Origin of the sequence: Pseudomonas sp. PDM28 (genome assembly GCF_019219115.1) — a bacterium.
GTDB classification, from domain to species: domain Bacteria; phylum Pseudomonadota; class Gammaproteobacteria; order Pseudomonadales; family Pseudomonadaceae; genus Aquipseudomonas; species Aquipseudomonas laurylsulfatiphila.
In genome coordinates this window covers 477231-497149 of the sequence record NZ_JAHUWG010000002.1, presented here as the reverse complement: position 1 = coordinate 497149, position 19919 = coordinate 477231, and the positions used below count along the sequence as shown (strand labels likewise).

16 protein-coding genes are annotated in these 19919 nt (G+C 61.0%); 4 read left to right on the top strand and 12 right to left on the bottom strand.

Annotation, left to right across the window (positions count from 1 at the left end):
- Positions 1-82: 82 nt before the first annotated feature.
- The 7 genes from KW841_RS05420 to KW841_RS05390 form a co-directional block, all read right to left on the bottom strand.
- A complete protein-coding gene (locus KW841_RS05420) occupies positions 83-1735 on the bottom strand; it encodes a BatD family protein (protein ID WP_218474245.1) in 1653 nt (550 codons plus the stop codon).
- Positions 1732-3471: a tetratricopeptide repeat protein gene (locus tag KW841_RS05415; RefSeq protein WP_218474243.1), complete on the bottom strand. Its 1740-nt coding sequence runs from the start codon at positions 3469-3471 to the stop codon at positions 1732-1734. The genes KW841_RS05420 and KW841_RS05415 overlap by 4 nt, the downstream gene beginning before the upstream one ends.
- The gene (locus KW841_RS05410; RefSeq protein WP_218474241.1) at positions 3468-4550 is read right to left on the bottom strand and encodes a VWA domain-containing protein; all 1083 of its coding nucleotides are present in this window, start codon (positions 4548-4550) and stop codon (positions 3468-3470) included. Before KW841_RS05410 ends, KW841_RS05415 begins: the two co-directional genes overlap by 4 nt.
- A complete protein-coding gene (locus tag KW841_RS05405; RefSeq protein WP_007979927.1) occupies positions 4543-5037 on the bottom strand; it encodes a DUF4381 domain-containing protein in 495 nt (164 codons plus the stop codon). Before KW841_RS05405 ends, KW841_RS05410 begins: the two co-directional genes overlap by 8 nt.
- A complete protein-coding gene (locus tag KW841_RS05400; protein ID WP_007979925.1) occupies positions 5034-5978 on the bottom strand; it encodes a DUF58 domain-containing protein in 945 nt (314 codons plus the stop codon). Before KW841_RS05400 ends, KW841_RS05405 begins: the two co-directional genes overlap by 4 nt.
- Positions 5979-5983: 5 nt before the next feature.
- Entirely contained in the window at positions 5984-6943 is a 960-nt protein-coding gene (locus KW841_RS05395; RefSeq protein ID WP_007979923.1) for a MoxR family ATPase, read from the bottom strand.
- A gap of 285 nt (positions 6944-7228) precedes the next feature.
- Entirely contained in the window at positions 7229-7582 is a 354-nt protein-coding gene (locus tag KW841_RS05390; protein ID WP_007979920.1) for a hypothetical protein, read from the bottom strand.
- 514 nt (positions 7583-8096) lie between these two features.
- Here KW841_RS05390 and KW841_RS05385 point away from each other — a divergent pair.
- The gene (locus KW841_RS05385; protein ID WP_218474239.1) at positions 8097-12992 is read left to right on the top strand and encodes an NAD-glutamate dehydrogenase; all 4896 of its coding nucleotides are present in this window, start codon (positions 8097-8099) and stop codon (positions 12990-12992) included.
- Positions 12993-13103: 111 nt separating this feature from the next.
- Here the strand turns inward: KW841_RS05385 and KW841_RS05380 are convergent, their stop codons facing one another.
- From KW841_RS05380 to KW841_RS05360, 5 genes are all read right to left on the bottom strand, one after another.
- A complete protein-coding gene (locus KW841_RS05380; RefSeq protein ID WP_116579269.1) occupies positions 13104-13676 on the bottom strand; it encodes a hypothetical protein in 573 nt (190 codons plus the stop codon).
- Positions 13677-13893: 217 nt separating this feature from the next.
- Positions 13894-14604, bottom strand: a complete 711-nt coding sequence (locus KW841_RS05375; RefSeq protein ID WP_218474237.1) for an ATPase — start codon at positions 14602-14604, stop codon at positions 13894-13896.
- Positions 14605-14832: 228 nt separating this feature from the next.
- Positions 14833-15243 carry a cupin domain-containing protein gene (locus tag KW841_RS05370; RefSeq protein ID WP_218474235.1) on the bottom strand — a complete coding sequence of 137 codons (411 nt, stop codon included), beginning with the start codon at positions 15241-15243 and terminating at the stop codon, positions 14833-14835.
- A gap of 153 nt (positions 15244-15396) precedes the next feature.
- Entirely contained in the window at positions 15397-15690 is a 294-nt protein-coding gene (locus KW841_RS05365; protein WP_015095335.1) for an antibiotic biosynthesis monooxygenase family protein, read from the bottom strand.
- Between the two features lie 123 nt (positions 15691-15813).
- Positions 15814-17247 (bottom strand): PLP-dependent aminotransferase family protein, encoded by a 1434-nt coding sequence (locus tag KW841_RS05360; protein WP_218474232.1) that lies wholly within the window; start codon positions 17245-17247, stop codon positions 15814-15816.
- A gap of 203 nt (positions 17248-17450) precedes the next feature.
- Here KW841_RS05360 and KW841_RS05355 point away from each other — a divergent pair, with 203 nt between their 5' ends.
- From KW841_RS05355 to KW841_RS05345, 3 genes are all read left to right on the top strand, one after another.
- Positions 17451-17891, top strand: a complete 441-nt coding sequence (locus tag KW841_RS05355) for a carboxymuconolactone decarboxylase family protein (RefSeq protein ID WP_007979909.1) — start codon at positions 17451-17453, stop codon at positions 17889-17891.
- 73 nt (positions 17892-17964) lie between these two features.
- Positions 17965-18945 carry a LysR family transcriptional regulator gene (locus tag KW841_RS05350; RefSeq protein WP_218474230.1) on the top strand — a complete coding sequence of 327 codons (981 nt, stop codon included), beginning with the start codon at positions 17965-17967 and terminating at the stop codon, positions 18943-18945.
- Between the two features lie 295 nt (positions 18946-19240).
- Positions 19241-19762 carry a GNAT family N-acetyltransferase gene (locus KW841_RS05345; RefSeq protein ID WP_218474228.1) on the top strand — a complete coding sequence of 174 codons (522 nt, stop codon included), beginning with the start codon at positions 19241-19243 and terminating at the stop codon, positions 19760-19762.
- The last annotated feature ends 157 nt before the right edge of the window (positions 19763-19919 follow it).

The following is a 19919-nucleotide window of genomic DNA, read 5'->3' as shown; positions in this document are numbered from 1 at the left end:
CGCTTCGCAGCCCAACGGGGGCAAGCCCCCTCACCACAGGCAAGCCTCCTCACCACAAATGCATCCTTGTCGGCGAAGGGTTCTATTTCGGATAAAGCGGCGGCAACCCACTGTCGCCGACCACATCCTGCACCCGTTCGGCCATCGGGATCGCCTTGATCGCCCGCCACAACTCGTCACCTTGCCAGTACTGGCCGGTTTCGCTGTAGAGCGCGCCGTTCAAGCCGTCGAGGGCGTTGGACAGGGGCACGAAGCGGGCAGCCATGTCGGCCAGGGTTTCCGGTTGTTGCCGGGCCCAGGCGTCGAGGGCCTGGCGGGTGGCGTGGGAGTCATTGGCCAGGCAGGCGCGCTTGAGGTCGTCGAGTACGGTGCGCGGGCTCGGGCCGGTTTGGGCAGTGCGCGCCACCGCCGGTTGCCAGCGGCCACGCCACCAGAGGCCGAAGCCGAGCAGGGTGGTGCAGGCCAGGAACAGGGTGCTGAGCTTCCAGCGCCGAAGGGCTTCGCTGTCGGCGCTGGCTTCGACCGCAGACGCGCCGGCCGGGGTGTCGACCACCAGGCTCGGGTTGGCCGCCACGTGCAGCGTGCGGGCAGGCAGGCTGCTGTGTTCCAGATGGTCTTCGAAGGTGTTCCACCAGACCACGTCGACGGTGGGCAGTTCGATGGCGCCGGTGCGTGTCGGCACCAAGGCCTCGCGGTCTTCACGGCTGCCAACCAGGCCGCGTTCGCTGTTCTGGTTGCCGAGCACCGGTTGATCCGGGTAGCGGCGCAGCCCGCCGACATCGGTGCCGGGCAGCGGTGGCAGTTGGGTGCTGGACAAGCCCTCGGCTGTCACCGTCAGGCTGCGGGTCAGTGAATCGCCGACCTGGGCGTGGTCCGGCTCCGGGTTCCAGCTTTCGCTCAGGGTCAGGCTGCGCGCAGGCAGCCAGGGGGCATCGGCCGGCCAGGTGAGGGGTTTGGCCTTGACCGTCAACAGCAGTTCGGCCGAGGTGACGCGCATCAGCTTGCCGGATTTCGGTCCCTGGGTGGCGCTGTCCTGTACCGGTTGTGCGTCGACCAGCGCCGCGTTGAAGACCTGTGCCGGAATGATCAGTTCGCCACTGTGTTGCGGGTAGATCGCGTAGCGCATTTCGATCACACCGTGGCGCAGCCCATCGATGTCTTTTTCGTAGGTGCGTGAGTCGCCCAATTGTTCGATGCGTGCGTCAGGTATCTGCAAGGGTGGCAGGCTGCTGTCGTCGTACAGCGACACCGAGTGGTAGATGCGCAGGGTCAGGACTGCCTGGGCCTGAACGTACACGCTGGTTTGATCGAGGCTGGCATCGATGAACACCGGGGCGCGTTTGTTCGGGTTGTCCGGTGTTTCGCTCTCGACCACTTGCAGGGTGATCGGCTGGCTCTGCAGTTCGCCCAGTTGCAGGGGCGGAATCACGACGCTGCCGTTTTGCCGGGGCAAGAGGGTGATGATCCAGCGCGTGGCGGCCTGGTTTTCACCGCTGAGGGTGTTCAACTGGTTGACCTGGCGGGTGCCGCGCACTTCGAACAACGGCTCCAGCGGTGTCAGGTCGGGTTTGCCGAACTGAGTCACGTCGGTGGACTCCAGGGTCAGCTCGACCGTCTCGCCTGAGCTCAGGCGACTGCGGTCCACACTGGCGGCCAGCTCTGCAGCCTGTGCCTGGACAGAGCAGAACAACAGGCCGTGCATCAGTGCGAGCAATAAAACGGTGAAGCGGGTCATCGAGTTTTTTCCTGATCCTGATGTTGTTGCTGTTCGTACCAGAATTTTCGCCGCAGCAGCTCACCGGGGTCATCCGGGATCTGCCGCAACCACTGCTCCAGTGCCTGACGCTGTTCACCCTCGATACTGTCGGTGGCAGGGCGCAAGGGCGGCGTGGTGTGCTGTTCGTCACCCAACTCGCTGCCGGGCACTTCATTGGCACCCGGTCTGGGCGGCGACGCCGGCGGTTGCGCGGTGTTGGAGTCGGCCGGCGGTTCTTGCGCCTGCGGCTCGCCGCTGTCCGAAGACTGCGTTGAGACGCCGGGTGGAGTCTGTTGTTGCATGTCCAGGGGTTCGTCGCTGGCGGAAGGGTCCGGTTCCGGGGCGGGTAGGCTGTTTTTCTGCTTGAGCAGCTCTTCCACCAGCGCCTTGTTGGTCAGCGCCGGGCGCAAGTCCGGTTGACGTTCCAGAGCCTGTTCGTACGCGTCCAGGGCCGCCTCCAGCTCACCGCTTTTGGCCAGGGCATTGCCTCGATTGTAGTGGGCGTGGGCATCGTTGCCTTCTGCGAACCGCTTGGCGGCGCGGGCGTAATCTCCGGCCTCGTAGAGCGCCACGCCTTGCCATTGGTGGTCTTCAAAGCGCCGGGCGGCTTCGGCCGGGCGCTTTTGTTTGAGCAGGTGCACGCCTTGTTGATCAGGACGCAACCACAGGTCGGCGAGGTCGAAGGCGTAGCTCGGTTGAGGCAACGCCAATAGCAGCGGCAGGCACAGCAGCCAGCCGCGACGCCCCGCGCAGGCCGCCAGGAACAGCAGCGGTAGCAAAAGCCAGTAACCTTGATCGGCCCAGGTGTCCAGGCGCAGGGTCTGACCGTCGTTGCGCAGGTTGCGCGGGCCGTCGAACAGGCCAAGGGCATGCAGGTCACTGTCGTCCAGGCGTGCCTGGCGAAAGCGTCCATCCAGGTCGTTGGCAAAAGCTTTCAAGCCTGGCTCGTCCAGGCGCGGCACGAGAATGGCCCCTTGTTCATCCTTGAGGAAACTGCCGTCCTCCTGGGTGATGGGCGAGCCTTCGGCGGTGCCGATGCCAAGCATCAGAAATTGAGTCGATTTGCCGTTGAGCGCGTGACGGATGCCCAGCCGCTCCTGTTCGGTCAAGGACGAACCGATCAGCAGGATCCGGCCGTCGCCCAGCGCCGCTTGTTCGAGCAGCGCCAGGGCCTTGACCACCGCGAGATCGGCGCGATGCCCGGCCTCTGGCATCAACGACGGCTTCAGTGCGTCCAGCAGATTGCGGCTGGTGGACAGATCATCCGACAGCGGTACCAGCGTATGGGCACTGCCGGCGTAGACGACGATGGCGGTTTGCGCGTCGCTGCGAATCTGCAGCAGATCGAACAGCTTGCGTCGAGCCTGTTCAAGCCGGTTGGGCATGACGTCGGTGGCGAGCATTTCCGGGGTCAGTTCGAGCACCACCACCAGCGGGTCGGCGGGCTTTTGACTGGTCTGCTCGACACGCTGCCAGCCCGGACCGAGCAGGGCGAGCAGGGTCAACAGCCACGCGAGACCGAGGGCGATCCAGGGCAGTTTACTGTCACGGCCACTGCCGCCACTGAGCAGTGCGGCGTGAAAGGCCGGTGGCAGAATCATTTGCCAGCGCCCGGCGCGCTTCTTGCGGTGCCAGAGTTGCCAGAGCAACCAGCCAAGCACCGGCAGCAACAGCAGCCACCAGGGGCGGAACCAGTACGGCCACAGCACACTCATCGACGCCTCCGCAGGCGCAGGCGTTTGAGACGCTGGCGCCAGTCAGGCAGCAGTTGGGTTTGCAAGAACAGATCCTTGGTGAACAGGCGTTGCAAGGGGTTGTCCGGCCAGAGCACGGGGGCCACCAGCAGCATGCTCAACCACAGCGCCAGGGCCAGTGGCCAGTGGTACAACGCTTGGGTCGGGCGGGCCTGGGTGGGTTGCTGGGCCACGGGCTCCAGTTGATCCAGTACGTCCTTGATCGCCTGCAGCTCTTTGCCGTCGCGAGCCCGGAAATACTGGCCACCCGTGGCCTCGGCGATGGCCTTGAGGGACGGTTCGTCCAGGTCCAGGCTCGGATTGACGCCGAGAAAGCCGACCGTGCCACTTTGCTCCGGATCGGCACCGATGCCGATCGGGTAGATTTTCACGCCTTCCTTGGCGGCGAGTCGCGCAGCGGTGAGCGGGTCGATTTCACCGCCATTGTTGGCGCCGTCGGTCACCAGGATCAGCACGCGGCTGGTTGCCGGGCGCAAGAGCAGGCGCTTGAGGGCCAGACCGATGGCATCGCCGATGGCGGTGTTTTTGCCGGCGATGCCGATGCGCGCCTCATCGAGCCAGACGCGCACGGTGTGGCGGTCGAAGGTCAACGGTGCCTGCAGATAGGCCTGGCTGCCGAACAGGATCAGCCCGACCCGGTCACCTTCGCGGCTTTCGAGAAAGTCGCCGAGCAAATGCTGGACCAGTGACAGGCGACTGATGTCTTCGTCCTGCCATTGCATGTCAGGGAAATCCATGGACCCGGAAACGTCCACGGCCACCAGCAAGTCACGGCCGCTGGCGGCAATCGGCAGGGGTTCACCGAGCCATTGCGGGCGAGCCGCCGCGACCAGCAGCAACAGCCACAGCAGGATGAACGGTGCCTGCTGGCGCCAGGCTGGCAGGTTGGCCCGGGCGCGTCGCCCGGCGAGGCCTTCCAGGTCGCTGAGGAAGCTGACCTTGAGTGCCGGTTCACCACTGTCGGCCACCGGCAATACGATGCGCATCAGCCACGGCAGCGGCGCAAGGGCAAAAATCCACGGCCAGGCGAATTCAAACATGTTTGCGAATCCACGTATCGACGGCTTGGGTCAGGCCGGCAATGGCCTTGTCGTCGAGTTTGCATTCGGGTTTGTAGGCGCCTTCCACGAGCACCATCCATCGGGTCAGGCCGGCCGCCGGGCAGCGATTGTCGAGGAACGCCAGCCATTTGCGGCCGTTGAGGGTGTGGCTCTGGCTGTAGGGATAGTGGTTGCGGCACAGGCGCTTGAGCAGGCCGTTGAGTTGCTGCAGCCAGGCACCGGCCGGCGCACCGTCGTAAGGCTTGGGCATCAGTGCCAGCTCGGCCAGAGCCGCAAGGCGTACCGGGTCAAGCGGCTGTTCGGCACGGACCACGGGGCGTTTTTGCGGAATGAAGCGACGCAGCTTCCACAGGCCCAGACCGATCAGCGGCACCACGAGCAGCAGCAGCCACCAACCCGGTGCCGGAGGCCAGAATTCCACCGGTGGCGGGGATATCAGCGGTTGCAGTTGATCAAGGCTGCTCATCGGCCTTTCCCCGGTTTCTGTGGGTTCAGGTATTCGCGCAGTTGCTCGACCATCTCGCTCTGAGTGCTCAACGGCATCATCAGTACCCTTAGCTTCTGCGCGAGCAGTTCCCAGCGGGCGATACGTGCTTCGGCCTGGGCCCGGTAAGTCTGGCGCAGGTCGAAATTCAGCGTGTCGAGTTCCAGTTGCGCGCCGCGTTCGGCGAAACGCAAAAGACCCGCGGCGGGCAGGGCATGGTCCAGCGGATCGGACAACGGCAGCAGCAACAGGTCGCAGTGGCGCGATAACAGGCTCAGCTGTTGCTCGGCGCTGTCCGAAAGGGCGCGTTCGTCACAGATCACGATCACCAGGCTGCCAGGGCGCGACACTTCCCGGGCGCGGCGCAGGGCAATGCCAAAGGCGTCGCGGTCCGGCTCGCTTTCGCTGTTGAGCGACTGATTGACCCGCACCAGCCGGTTGAGCAACTGCAGCAGGCTTTGCTTGCTGCGCCGGGGCTTGATTTCGTAGTGCTCATTGTCGCCATACACCAGCCCGCCGACCCGGTCGTTGTGCCCCAGGGCGGCCCAACCGATCAGGCTCGCGGCCTGGGCGGCGAGCACCGACTTGAACATCAGGCCCGAGCCGAAAAACAGCCGGCGACTCTGTTCGACCATGATGAAGATCGGTCGCTCACGTTCTTCGTGGAACAGCTTGGTGTGAGGCTCCTGGGTACGGGCAGTCACGCGCCAGTCAATGGTGCGCACATCGTCGCCGGCCTGATAGACCCGCACCTGATCGAAGTCGACGCCACGTCCGCGCAGTTTGGAGTGGTGCAGGCCGATCAGCGGGCTGCGCTGGCTCGGCGTGGAAAACAATTGCACTTCACGCACGCGATGGCGCATCTCGATCAGGTCGGCGAGGCTGACACGGATGCCCGGCTCGGGCGGCAGGCTGGCGTTCATCGGGGTCAAGCGACGGCTACGACGTCGAGAATCCGCTGGACCACCCGGTCCTGATCGATGCCGGCGGCTTCGGCTTCAAAGGAAAGAATGATGCGATGGCGCAACACGTCGAACAGCACGGCCTGGATGTCTTCCGGGCTGACGAAGTCGCGGCCGGCCAGCCAGGCGTGGGCGCGGGCGCAGCGGTCCAGGGCAATCGAACCGCGAGGGCTGGCGCCATAGGCGATCCACTCGGCCATCTCCGGGTCGAACTTGGCCGGGATGCGGGTGGCCATGACCAGCTGCACCAGGTATTCCTCCACGGCGTCGGCCATGTACAAACCGAGGATTTCCTTGCGCGCGGCAAAAATGGCCTGCTGGCTGACCCGGCGTTCGGGCTTGGTTTCGCCGTTGAGGGCCTCGCCACGGGCCTGTTGCAGAATCTTGCGTTCAACGGTTGCGTCCGGGAAGCCGATTTTCACGTGCATCAGGAAGCGGTCGAGCTGGGCTTCAGGCAGCGGGTAAGTGCCTTCCTGCTCGATCGGGTTCTGCGTGGCCATCACCAGAAACAGGGGCGATAGCTCGTAGGTGCTGCGCCCCACACTGACCTGGCGCTCGGCCATGGCTTCGAGCAGCGCCGACTGGACCTTGGCCGGGGCGCGGTTGATTTCGTCCGCCAGAACCAGGTTGTGGAAGATCGGGCCTTGCTGGAACACGAAACTGCCGGTTTCCGGGCGGTAGATTTCCGTACCGGTAATATCGGCCGGCAACAGGTCGGGGGTGAACTGGATGCGGTGGAACTGGGCTTCGATGCCTTCGGCGAGTTCTTTGATGGCCTTGGTCTTGGCCAGGCCAGGGGCGCCTTCGACCAGCATGTGGCCGTCGGCGAGCAGGGCGATGAGCAAGCGCTCGATGAGTTTTTCCTGGCCGAGAATCTGCGTTGAAAGAAAGGTTCGCAGCGCGAGCAGCGCTTCACGATGTTCCATCGATGACTGTTCCTGCAAAAGGGTGGCCGAGGACGTTCGACATACGCCAGGGCTGGGGGCGTTACTTTAATCCATCGCGGGGGGCGGCGACTAACGGCATTTTGCGCAAAGTGCAGGAAATGGTTGGCAATCGTTGTAGGAATTTTCTACAGGTTGCAGGCTGGTGGTGTTCTCTCGGGCCTCTTCGCGAGCAAGCCCGCTCCCACAGTCGACCGCGTTATTCCGGCAAGAATGCGATCAAATGTGGGAGCGGGCTTGCTCGCGAAGGCGCCCGCTCAGGCACCATCAAATCTGGCTGATAAAGGTGCCAGTACCATCAAGAATATTCTTCAAGGTCAGCTCCACTTCAGCCAGATCCGTCATGTCGGCATCAAAGGTGATTTCCAGCACATCATCCCCATTGAGCGCATCGGCATCTGCCGCCGCAATTTCAATCTTCAGCAGGGAAGGGCTCAGGGTGACTTTTACGCCATCCAGCGTCGAAGGCTCGCCGTCGAGGGTGATTTCCAGTTCGTCCTCGTCGGGGTAGCGGCTCATGAGGAACATTTCGCCCTGTTCGCTGTGGCAGCAGAGCATGGCCATGTTGTCTTCTTCGTCGTCGCAAGGGTTGACGATCAAGAGGGCGGTTTTCATTTTCATGGGAAATTCCTGGCTCGACGGGCGTGGTAAACGCAACAAAGGGCGATTCTGCCAGCCCGCGCACATTTCTGCTCGTTCGCGTAGCAGTGACCGGGTCGTGAACGGGCAGAGTGTTACTGGTCATTTCTGGTACGGATGTCCCGTAAAAGCGGATGGATAACCGTCATTTTTCTGTACGAATGCTAGTGTTGTTCGATGCGCATGCCTTGAGCAGCGTGCCGATGACCGAATATGTCGCAGCACCGCAAGCATGGGCCTTGCCGCACTCGTTAAGCTGCGCAACGGATGAGCACCCGTAAAGACATTGCGCTGCACCCGGCCCAGTCGTTTTTGCAGATGCCCATTCATGGAAGGTGAATGTGACCTGAGTGTCTCGTCCAGCTTCACCCACCTGTCACCCTGTTTCCTCTGCCCGAGAATCAGGAACCGGGTGACGGCTAGCTTTGAAACGTAGCCCCGAAAGGGGTTTCGCGCGACGCTTTCATCAATAACAAGCCCAAGCGGAGTACCACAGATGGCGTTCTTCACCGCAGCCAGCAAAGCCGACTTCCAGCACCAACTGCAAGCGGCACTGGCGCAGCACATCAGTGAACAGGCACTGCCACAAGTGGCGCTGTTCGCTGAACAATTCTTCGGCATCATTTCCCTTGACGAGCTGACCCAGCGTCGGTTGTCCGACCTTGCTGGCTGCACCCTTTCTGCATGGCGCCTGCTTGAGCGCTTCGATCACGCGCAACCGCAAGTGCGCGTCTTCAACCCCGATTACGAACGCCACGGCTGGCAATCGACCCACACGGCGGTCGAAGTGCTGCACCACGACCTGCCATTCCTGGTGGACTCGGTGCGTACCGAGCTGAACCGCCGCGGCTACAGCATCCATACCCTGCAAACCACCGTGCTGAGCGTGCGTCGTGGCAGCAAGGGCGAGTTGCTGGAAATCCTGCCTAAAGGCACCCAGGGCGACGACATTCAGCAAGAATCGCTGATGTACCTGGAAATCGACCGCTGCGCCAACACCGCCGAGCTCAATGTCCTGAGCAAAGAGCTGGAGCAGGTGCTCGGTGAAGTCCGCGTGGCCGTCGGCGATTTCGAGCCGATGAAGGCCAAGGTCCAGGAGATCCTGGCCAAACTGGACAACAGCCAGTTCGCCGTCGATGGCGACGAGAAGAACGAAATCAAGAGCTTCCTGGAATGGCTGGTGGGCAACCACTTCACCTTCCTCGGTTATGAAGAGTTCGTGGTCAGCGACGAAGCCGATGGCGGCCATATCGTCTACGACAAGGACTCCTTCCTCGGCCTGACCAAGCTGCTGCGTGCCGGCCTGACCTACGATGACCTGCGCATCGAAGACTACGCCGTCAACTACCTGCGCGAACCGACCCTGCTGTCGTTCGCCAAGGCCGCGCACCCAAGCCGTGTACACCGCCCGGCTTACCCGGACTACGTGTCGATCCGCGAAATCGACGCCAACGGCAAGGTCATCAAGGAATGCCGTTTCATGGGCCTGTACACCTCGTCGGTGTATGGCGAGAGCGTGCGGGTGATCCCGTACATCCGCCGCAAGGTCGAGGAAATCGAACACCGCTCCGGCTTCCAGGCCAAGGCTCACCTGGGCAAGGAACTGGCGCAGGTGCTCGAAGTGCTGCCGCGCGACGATCTGTTCCAGACCCCGGTGGACGAGCTGTTCAGCACCGTGATGTCGATCGTGCAGATCCAGGAACGCAACAAGATTCGCGTGTTCCTGCGCAAAGACCCGTACGGCCGCTTCTGCTACTGCCTGGCCTACGTGCCGCGCGACATCTACTCCACTGAAGTGCGCCAGAAGATCCAGCAAGTGCTGATGGATCGCCTGAAAGCCACCGACTGCGAGTTCTGGACCTTCTTCTCCGAGTCCGTGCTGGCCCGCGTGCAGTTGATTCTGCGCGTCGACCCGAAAAACCGCCTCGACATCGACCCGCTGCTGCTGGAAAAAGAAGTGGTGCAGGCCTGCCGCAGCTGGCAGGACGACTACGCCGCACTGACCGTCGAGAGCTTCGGTGAAGCCCAGGGCACCAACGTGCTGGCCGATTTCCCGAAAGGCTTCCCGGCCGGTTACCGCGAGCGTTTCGCCGCGCATTCCGCTGTGGTCGACATGCAGCATCTGCTTAGCCTGAGCGACAAAAACCCGCTGGTGATGAGTTTCTATCAGCCGCTGGGCCAGGTCGCCGGTCAGCGCCAGCTGCATTGCAAGCTGTACCACGCCGATACGCCGCTGGCACTGTCCGACGTCCTGCCGATCCTGGAAAACCTCGGTCTGCGTGTGCTGGGCGAGTTCCCGTATCACCTGCGTCACAGCAATGGCCGCGAATTCTGGATTCATGACTTCGCGTTCACTGCCGCCGAAGGCCTGGAACTCGACATCCAGCAGCTCAACGACACGCTGCAGGACGCGTTCGTCCACATCGTGCGTGGCGATGCCGAGAACGACGCATTCAACCGTCTGGTACTGACCGCCGGCCTGCCATGGCGTGACGTGGCGCTGCTGCGTGCCTACGCCCGTTACCTGAAGCAGATCCGCCTGGGCTTCGACCTGGGTTACATCGCCAGCACCCTGAACAACCACACCGACATCGCTCGTGAGCTGACCCGGTTGTTCAAGACCCGCTTCTACCTGGCGCGCAAGCTGACCGGCGATGACCTGGACGACAAGCAACAGCGTCTGGAGCACGCGATTCTCAGCGCCCTGGACGACGTCCAGGTACTGAACGAAGACCGCATCCTGCGTCGTTACCTGGACCTGATCAAGGCCACCCTGCGCACCAACTTCTACCAGACCGATGCCAACGGCCATAACAAGTCGTACTTCAGCTTCAAGTTCAACCCGCACTTGATTCCCGAGCTGCCCAAGCCGGTACCGAAGTTCGAAATCTTCGTGTACTCGCCGCGCGTCGAAGGCGTGCACCTGCGCTTCGGCAACGTTGCCCGTGGCGGCCTGCGCTGGTCCGACCGTGAAGAAGACTTCCGTACTGAAGTGCTCGGCCTGGTAAAAGCCCAGCAAGTGAAGAACTCGGTGATCGTGCCGGTGGGTGCGAAGGGCGGCTTCCTGCCGCGTCGCCTGCCACTGGGCGGCAGCCGTGACGAGATCGCGGCCGAGGGCATCGCCTGCTACCGCATCTTCATTTCGGGTCTGCTGGACATCACCGACAACCTGAAGGACGGCGCGCTGGTACCGCCAGCCAACGTCGTGCGTCATGACGACGATGACCCGTACCTGGTCGTGGCGGCGGACAAAGGCACCGCGACCTTCTCCGACATCGCCAACGGCATTGCCATCGACTACGGCTTCTGGCTGGGTGACGCGTTTGCGTCCGGTGGTTCGGCCGGTTACGACCACAAGAAGATGGGCATCACCGCCAAGGGCGCGTGGGTCGGCGTACAGCGCCACTTCCGCGAGCGCGGCATCAATGTCCAGGAAGACAGCATTACCGTGGTCGGTGTCGGCGACATGGCCGGTGACGTGTTCGGCAACGGCTTGCTGATGTCCGACAAGCTGAAGCTGGTCGCGGCGTTCAACCACCTGCACATCTTCATCGATCCGAACCCTGAGCCGGCGTCGAGCTTCGCCGAGCGTCAGCGCCTGTTCGACCTGCCGCGTTCGGCCTGGTCGGACTACGACACCAGCATCATGTCCGAAGGCGGCGGCATCTTCTCGCGCAGCGCGAAGAGCATCGCGATTTCCCCGCAGATGAAAGAGCGCTTCGACATCGAGGCCGACAAGCTGACCCCGACCGAACTGCTGAACGCCTTGCTCAAGGCGCCGGTGGATCTGCTGTGGAACGGCGGTATCGGTACCTACGTCAAGGCCAGCAGCGAAAGCCACGCCGATGTCGGCGACAAGGCCAACGATGCACTGCGCGTGAACGGCAACGAACTGCGCTGCAAAGTCGTGGGCGAGGGCGGTAACCTGGGCATGACCCAGCTGGGTCGTGTGGAGTTCGGCCTCAATGGCGGCGGCTCCAACACCGACTTCATCGACAACGCCGGTGGCGTGGACTGCTCCGACCACGAAGTGAACATCAAGATCCTGCTGAACGAAGTGGTTCAGGCCGGCGACATGACCGACAAGCAACGTAACCAGTTGCTGGCGAGCATGACCGACGAAGTCGGTGGTCTGGTGCTGGGCAACAACTACAAGCAGACCCAGGCCCTGTCCCTGGCAGCCCGTCGCGCCTTGCCGCGGATTGCCGAGTACAAGCGCCTGATGAACGACCTGGAAGGCCGTGGCAAGCTGGATCGTGCCATCGAGTTCCTGCCGTCGGAAGAAGCCATCAACGAGCGTGTCGCGGAAGGCCATGGCCTGACCCGTGCCGAGCTGTCGGTGCTGATCTCCTACAGCAAGATCGACCTCAAGGAGCAACTGCTGGGCTCCCTGGTGCCGGACGACGACTACCTGACCCGCGACATGGAAACCGCTTTCCCACCAACCTTGGTGAGCAAGTTCTCCGTGGCCATGCGCCGTCACCGCCTGAAGCGCGAAATCGTCAGCACCCAGATCGCCAACGATCTGGTCAACCACATGGGCATCACCTTCGTTCAACGACTCAAAGAGTCGACCGGGATGAGCCCGGCGAACGTGGCCGGCGCCTACGTGATCGTGCGTGACATCTTCCACCTCCCGCACTGGTTCCGTCAGATCGAAAACCTGGATTACCAGGTTTCGGCCGACGTTCAACTGGAGCTGATGGACGAGCTGATGCGCCTGGGCCGTCGCGCCACGCGCTGGTTCCTGCGTGCCCGTCGCAACGAGCAGAACGCTGCCCGTGACGTCGCGCACTTTGGTCCGCACTTGAAAGAGTTGGGCCTGAAGCTCGACGAGCTGCTCAGTGGCGAGATCCGTGAAACCTGGCAGCGCCGTTATCAGGCCTACGTCGAAGCCGGTGTGCCGGAGTTGCTGGCGCGTATGGTGGCTGGCACTTCGCACCTGTACACCCTGCTGCCGATCATCGAGGCTTCCGACGTGACCGGCCAGGATCCGGCCGAGGTGGCCAAGGCTTACTTCGCCGTGGGCAGCGCGCTGGACATCACCTGGTACATGCAACAGATCAGCGCTCTGCCGGTTGAAAACAACTGGCAGGCCCTTGCCCGTGAAGCGTTCCGCGATGACGTCGACTGGCAGCAACGCGCGATCACCATCTCGGTCCTGCAACAGGGCGACGGCACCCAGGACGTGGAAACACGGCTCTCCCTGTGGATGGCGCAGCACGAAGGCATGATCGAACGCTGGCGCGCCATGCTGGTGGAAATCCGTGCCGCCAGCGGCACCGACTACGCCATGTACGCGGTGGCCAACCGCGAACTGCTGGACCTGGCGTTGAGCGGTCAAGCGGTAGTGCCTGCCGCTGTCGCCGCCGAGCTGGAACCGGCGGCCTGATCAGGCGTTGAATGAAAAAGCCCCGCATCGAGAGATGCGGGGCTTTTTTTATCTCGCGCTGCCAGTATTGCCTTTTGGATGTGGCTCACTAAGGTGAGTGTTATCTATTGTTCAGGCGTAATCTGCCGGACTTTTCGGCGTTGCGACCTCTCTTTCAAGGATCGTCAGCTGAAATGCAGAGATATCTCCGCTCTTGTCAGTAAATATTGCTTTATTGATCGGCTTACCCCAGATGCTCTTTTTGATAATTTCTCCGCTCCGTGCCTTAAGATAAATGGTCGCCTCGTTTGAAGCTAAATCATCCAATGTAATGATGTTGTGGTTGTCGTCCAACAAATTGAATGATGTTGTTTCTCCCCCCGCTGCAGGGAAAGCCCCGAGGATACCTTGACTGTCTTTACTGAAGTATTTTAGGGAGTACGGCTCGTTGAGGATTTGCAGGTTGTAGTAATCGTCATAACACCGGAAATGTACAATAAGTTTAGGCGTGCGCCGGTCGTTTGCCACCGGGAATAGTTTGCCATCAAGGACAAACTCGTTTGTTGTGATGATGTTTGGTGGATACGGAGAGGAAAATCCGGAAGAGTTAAACAGGCTGGAGTCCAACTGTTGGTCAAAAAAGCTCATATTGCTGAAATCGCTAGACAGGCGAGCAACGAAGGACCGTTCTTGGTCTTTGTTCATAAATATTCCTTTATTTCGAATTAAGTTGAAGTGGCTTTTGTGCCAGTTCAAAGTAATGGTATCCAAACTGTGAGTGAAGTGCTCGATGATTTCTTGATGTGACTGAATAGCCCCTTGATCCAGGTTCTGACGTTTGTGGGCGGCACAGGTGACCGAATTCTTCCAGGCGAGTTCGATCACCTGTGGTAGGGAACTTGCTCGCGACAAGTTTTCAGTGTTAATAAAATTTTTTCTCTGTTTTAGAGTCGAGTTTTGATATTTCCTTTGAGGGGGTTGTCAATAAGTCGCTGAGCGACTGGTCAAACTTCTGCAGTGCCCTGATTTGCACATTCTGTTGTTCATTGATGTCGGCAACGATCTCCTCGCTACGTTTGTAGTCGGCCCACACGGGGCTGAGTGCTTTGGCGTCATGCCCTTGTGCAGTACCGATGTAGTTGAAGTTCTTGTCGTAAAAGTCCGCACTGACATCCGACTGGATATCTGAACTGCGCGATGTAATCAGTTGGCTGCGGGTGTCGACCACCGCCATCACGTCCGGCTTCGCCGCCCTGAGGCTCTGCATGTCCGGATACACCGTTACCGAACCGAATTGCCGCTGCAGGGAGGCCTTGACCCAATCCACGGCCAGGTCTGGCTTGGAAGTGGCTACATAGGCGTCATGAATTGGCTGCACCAGCAGGCTCTGGCCGAAACCAGTGCCTGCGTTGGCCTGGTAGTCCCGCAGATAGGCACGGTTCGTCTGGGTATTCTGGCTGTAGACGATGCCCAACGAGACCTGGCTGCCGTTGTTAATCAGGGTGGCACCGCTGCGGCCTACCGGTTCGGTGAAAATGCCATTGAGTGAAGAGACCGCCGTGGGCGCAGTAGGGATCGAGCAACCGGTTAAAACAATCGTTAATGTCAATGTACTGGCAAGGGCAAGTTTCATGGTGTTTCTCCAGTGAAACAGCTTGGTCGGAAGTTTAAGTTGCCGGTGCTGTGCCGGCGGTGACTCAAGACTAAACCCTGGCTGTTTTATTTAAATAGCCAATGTCCGAACTTATCCGTTGCCCAATAGTTTTGTTTGGCTTAACAGTCTTCGGTTAATTGCCTCGAGAAATAAAAAGGCCCGAATTCGCAATTCGAGCCTTTTTATTTATGGCTGTACGTTCAGCCATCAGTTTTCCAATGGGATCAACACTTTCTCGTCTGGGGCCAATACCATGAACACCAACAGCTTCGCCGGCTTGGTTGTACTGGCGTTTTTCGAGACCAGGTGTTCCGAACCCGCGGGTTCGTACCAATACTCACCAGCCTTGTAGGTGACCGCTTTTTCGCCTTTCACCTGAGACGTGATCGACCCCGAAAGCACATAGGCCATGGCCGTGCCGTCGTGCTTGTGGGCGATGGACGATTGGCCTGGCTGGTAGTCAACCTCGATCATCAAAGCCTTTTTGCCCGGAGCATTTTTCAGCATCTGGTCCTGCAAAACGGTGACTTTTTCCGAAGGGTCATGGGCAAAGGCCGATGCGGACACAATCAGGGCCAGGGCGGCGAGGGAGGCAGCACGCAAACGCAACATGTTCATGGTTCTTTACCTGTGGTGGTTAGTTGTTGCAATCCACAGTAGTGCGCAAGCGGTATAGGTTAAACAGCCAATATTCCGGAAGGCGAGGGGACCAAAGCAAAGATCGCAGCCTATGTAGGAGCTGCCGCAGGCTGCGATCTTTAGATCTTGTTTTCAGACGATCGGAAAACTGTTGAAGTCCACGGCATTGGCCAGTTGGCTATCGATCAGGCCGATGAAACCCTGGACTTCGGGGCAGTTGAAATGCGATTTCATGGCCGCTTCCGATTGCCAGCGGGCGCTGACGGTCCAGCGATTGCTGTCCTCTGGGCAGCGGTCGACCATATAGGATTCGCAGCCCGGTAGTTCACGCAGGGTTTCGACAATCTTTTGCAGTTGCTTACCCAGTTCATCCGAGCGGCCGGCGACGGCCTGTACCTGTACGGTATTGATCACTTCATGGGACATTGCTCACACTCCTGAATCAGGCCGGACGAATCCTGCTCATTGAGGGATAACGCCTATGCAGGATAGGCCTGACCCTGAGGACCGCCAATAGCCAATCGCCGGATAAAACCCCAGGCCAATCCGTCAGGCCACCTGCTGCAAAATGTCGCGCACACGGTCCAGGGCGGTGTCGATGTCCAGTGTCTCGATGGCGCCAAAACCGAGGAAAAACCCGGCCTTGGGCGCTTGCTGATAGAAAAAGCCGTCGATGGCATAGAGTCCGACTTCGACTTTTTTCGCCAGTTCGATCACCAATGGAATATCCATGGGCACTTTGCACATCACCACCATGTGGAAGCCGGCGGTGGAGGGCACCGCCTCCAGCCAGGGTGAGAGGTCACCGGCCATGCGCGTCAGGATCCGTTCACGGCGCCCGGCATAGACCGTATGGCAGCGGCGGATGTGCTTGAGCAGGCAGCCTTCGGCGATGAACTTGGCCAGCGCCCATTGCGGCAGGGTCGAGGTGTGCAGGTCGGTGAGCTGTTTGGCGCGCACCACGGCTTCCAGGATCGCTGGCGGCAGGATCGCATAGCCAAGCCGCAGTTCCGGCAGCAGGGTTTTGGAAAAGGTCCCGACGTAAGCGACGATCCCCTGTTCATCCATGCTTTGCAGGGAATCGGTGGGGCGTCCTTCGTAGCGGAATTCGCTGTCGTAGTCGTCCTCGATGATGATCGCGCCCAGCTCATGGGCCTTGGCCAGCAGTGCTTGCCGGCGCGCCTGGCTCATCGGCATGCCCAGCGGGAACTGGTGCGACGGGGTGACGTAGATCAGGCGCGTGCCGCGAGGAATCTGCTCCACCACAATGCCTTCGGCGTCCACCGGCACGCCAATCACCGTGGCACCATGGGTGCCGAACAGCAGCCGCGCCGGCGGGTAGCCGGGGTCCTCCATGGCGACCAGGCTGCCCGGACTGATCAGCACCCGCGCAATCAGGTCCAGGGCCTGCTGCGCGCCGTTGCACACCACCACATCCTCATCCTGGCAATTGACCCCGCGGGAGAACGCGATGTGCCGCGCAATGGCGTTGCGCAGGGCGGGCAAGCCCTCAGGCTGGCTGTACAAGCCCTTGGAGCCGGCAATCTGGCGCAGCGCGTGGGAGGTGCAGCGTCGCCAGTCATCCTGGGGAAACTGGCCCTTGCTGGTGGCGCCACCGATGAAATCGTAGCGCAGCGAGCCTTCCAGGGTCGGATGACGCAGGAATACCGGCAGGTTGCGCCAGGATTCGATCACCTCAAAGCCGCCAAGCTCTGTGTAGTTCTGTTTACGCTGCACCTTCGACGAGCGCGCATTGACGTAGGTGCCTTTGCCGACCACGCCGGTGAGGAAGTTTTCGTAGGTCAACTGGGCGTAGGTATCGGAAATGGTCTTGCGTGAAATGCCCAATTGTTCGGCCAGCAAACGGCTGGGCGGCAGTTGCGTCCCGGCGGCCAGGCGTCCGGACTCGATGGCGCTGCGCAGTTGGTTATACAACTGGCCGGTCAGGTCCTTGCGGCCGTTGATGACAACATGTAGTTCCATGCCGGCAAGACTCCGGGGCTGTTGAGGCGCGTGTGCGTCGCGCAAGATTACCCTTATCCGCTCGGTCGGCAGAAGTTGCGCGGTGGAAAAACCGTTAATTGGTCTGCAGGCCGTGGTCCACGGGGAAATCGCGAAATTGGATCTGTCATGCTCGCGCGCCAGCGCTTACCGTGAAAATCAACTCAAGGCCGCACGAGAACGTCATGAAGCCCCGCCTGGATTACTACAGCGCGTCCCCCAAAGCGATGAAGGCCATGATCGCCATGGAGGCCCTGACCAGCAGCCTGAGCATCGAGCAGGGCCTGCTGCACCTGGTCAAGATTCGCGCCTCGCAACTTAACGGCTGTGCCTTCTGCACCGACATGCACTCGGTGGATGCAAGGCGCCTCGGCGAAAGCGACCGCCGCCTGTATTCCATCGTGGTCTGGCGCGACAGCAACTTTTTCAATCCGCGGGAAAGAGCCGCGCTGGCCTGGACCGAAGCCGTCACCTTGCTCTCGCAAAGCCACGTCCCGGACGATGTTTACGCGCTGGCCAGGGAGCAGTTCAGTGAAAGCGAAATGGTCGACCTGACCATCGCCGTCACCACCATCAACAGCTGGAATCGCCTGGCCGTGAGCTTTCGCCAGACACCCAGTGCCTGAGTCATTGTCACAGCAGGTTCATCAATGATCCGCAGGATGGAGCTATCAGTGTCATGTCGACAGGGAGTCCTCGATGTCAGTCATGGAAACCAGCGCCCACCGGGGGGCTGCCGAGTATCGTGTAGCCATTGATAAAAATCCGTCCTGGCGCCAGCTGGCCGCGGGTATCGACCCCGAACTGGCGCTGTGCTTCACCGTCAGTGCCCGTTGCGGTTGCTTCATGCAGGCCGCCCGCAGCCTGAACATCAAGGCCACCCGCTTGCGCAGGCAATTGGCGCTGCTGGAGACACAGCTGCGCTGCTCGCTGTTCAACCCGTCAGACAATGGTTTGAGCCTCAGCCGCGATGGCTTGCGCCTGCACGCACAATTGATCGCCCTGGCCCATGAGCGCGATTTGCCGGTGATCGAACAGCCGTTGATTCGGCTGGCCGTGGCCGATTCGATTCTGCATGACATTCTCGGGCGTGACCTGGTGGCGTTGCTGCGGCGCAATGCCAGCGTGCGCCTGGACATCAAGACCCTCGACAGCGAACTGTCCCTGCAAGCGGTCAGCGCCGACGTGGTGGTGTGGCTGGGTGAAACCGGATCACCCTTGCCGGGGCCGAGCTTTGCCACCACCGAACCCCGGTCTCTGGCACAACTGGAGTACCTGCCGCACATTGCCAAGCGTTACTCACGGGTGGCTTCCAGGCCGGAGTGCCTGGAGGAACTGGCCGATTTCCTCCTGGTGCAATGGCAGCAGGACTGCCAGGTTGAAAGCTTCCGGCCATGGAATGCACTGGTGGACCAACGCCTGGCGGGAGCTGTGCAGTTGCAATCCTACGAACTGATGCTGGAGATGATCCGTTGCAGCGCCTGCGTCGGTCTGCTGCCGCACTACATGAGCCACTTCGACCGTGGTCTGGTGGGCTTGCCGGGCCTGTTCGAGCGGCCGATGCGGCGTCAGGTGTGGATGGCGGTCAATGCCGAATCACAGGGTGAAGCACAGGTACGGACGGTGGTCGAGTTGATCGAGAACACCTTCAGCGAGCGTCGGGAGTGGTTCGAAAGGTGAGTGCGATCAAAGTGTGGGAGCAACTGTCTTCACCATGCCACTCGTCACCGCCATCGCGGGCAAGCCCGCTCCCACAGGGTTCGTGGCTATCCGCAAAATCCCCGAGCAACCAACAAAACTGTGGGAGCGGGCTTGCTCGCGAAGGCGGTTGGCCAGTCACCTTCAATGTTGAATGTGATGACGCCTTCGCGAGCAAGTCGGATCGCCGCACCGCCGCCCCCACACCGATTCTCGCCACACGTGAAGAAAGCGTTATAGAGTGAACGGCCATGTCTGCTTCAAGGATGATTCACCCATGCCGACCACCGAACCCGTTATCACGTTCGAGCGCTTCAACGAATCCCATATCGAAGGTATTACGGCGCTGTACAACGATCCCGCCATCGCCCGGCAGACCCTGCAAATGCCGTTTCAGTCCACCGAGCTCTGGCGCAGTCGCCTGGCGCCGGATAACGAGCGCGTGGTGAAGGTAGTGGCCCTGCATCAAGGCACGGTCATCGGCAACATTGGCCTGGAGCAGTTCTCGCGCATTCGTCGCAGCCATGCCGGCAGTTTCGGCATGGGCGTTGCAGTCGAGTGGCAGGGCAAGGGCGTGGGTTCCAAGTTGCTCGCGACGGCGCTGGATATCGCCGACAACTGGATGAACCTGCAGCGCGTCGAGCTTTCGGTGTATGCCGATAATGAAGCGGCCATTGCCCTGTACCGCAAGTTCGGCTTCGAAACCGAGGGCCTGTTTCGGGATTATGCCGTTCGCGACGGCGTCCTGGTGGACACCTTGAGCATGGCGCGCCTGCGTCGCACGCCCAGGGGCGGCTGAGTCACTCGTCCAGGGCGCATGCCGTACTCCGTTTGTCAGGTAAAGTGCGCACCTGCAGTGCCCGCGTTTACGCAACGGTGCAAACTGTCGTCAGGTTTTAGTCGTACGCAGCGTGCGGGCATCTGCCATGCTCCAGGTCCGCAACACCGGTCTATTC

Coding starts and splice junctions, on each gene's coding strand:
- KW841_RS05405 (WP_007979927.1), bottom strand. CDS start 5,037: ATGAGCAGCCTTGATCAACTGCAACCGCTGATATCCCCGCCACCGGTG.
- KW841_RS05355 (WP_007979909.1), top strand. CDS start 17,451: ATGAAGCCCCGCCTGGATTACTACAGCGCGTCCCCCAAAGCGATGAAG.
- KW841_RS05370 (WP_218474235.1), bottom strand. CDS start 15,243: ATGAACATGTTGCGTTTGCGTGCTGCCTCCCTCGCCGCCCTGGCCCTG.
- KW841_RS05410 (WP_218474241.1), bottom strand. CDS start 4,550: ATGTTTGAATTCGCCTGGCCGTGGATTTTTGCCCTTGCGCCGCTGCCG.
- KW841_RS05345 (WP_218474228.1), top strand. CDS start 19,241: ATGCCGACCACCGAACCCGTTATCACGTTCGAGCGCTTCAACGAATCC.
- KW841_RS05380 (WP_116579269.1), bottom strand. CDS start 13,676: ATGAACAAAGACCAAGAACGGTCCTTCGTTGCTCGCCTGTCTAGCGAT.
- KW841_RS05395 (WP_007979923.1), bottom strand. CDS start 6,943: ATGGAACATCGTGAAGCGCTGCTCGCGCTGCGAACCTTTCTTTCAACG.
- KW841_RS05390 (WP_007979920.1), bottom strand. CDS start 7,582: ATGAAAATGAAAACCGCCCTCTTGATCGTCAACCCTTGCGACGACGAA.
- KW841_RS05400 (WP_007979925.1), bottom strand. CDS start 5,978: ATGAACGCCAGCCTGCCGCCCGAGCCGGGCATCCGTGTCAGCCTCGCC.
- KW841_RS05365 (WP_015095335.1), bottom strand. CDS start 15,690: ATGTCCCATGAAGTGATCAATACCGTACAGGTACAGGCCGTCGCCGGC.
- KW841_RS05375 (WP_218474237.1), bottom strand. CDS start 14,604: ATGAAACTTGCCCTTGCCAGTACATTGACATTAACGATTGTTTTAACC.
- KW841_RS05415 (WP_218474243.1), bottom strand. CDS start 3,471: ATGAGTGTGCTGTGGCCGTACTGGTTCCGCCCCTGGTGGCTGCTGTTG.
- KW841_RS05420 (WP_218474245.1), bottom strand. CDS start 1,735: ATGACCCGCTTCACCGTTTTATTGCTCGCACTGATGCACGGCCTGTTG.
- KW841_RS05350 (WP_218474230.1), top strand. CDS start 17,965: ATGTCAGTCATGGAAACCAGCGCCCACCGGGGGGCTGCCGAGTATCGT.
- KW841_RS05385 (WP_218474239.1), top strand. CDS start 8,097: ATGGCGTTCTTCACCGCAGCCAGCAAAGCCGACTTCCAGCACCAACTG.
- KW841_RS05360 (WP_218474232.1), bottom strand. CDS start 17,247: ATGGAACTACATGTTGTCATCAACGGCCGCAAGGACCTGACCGGCCAG.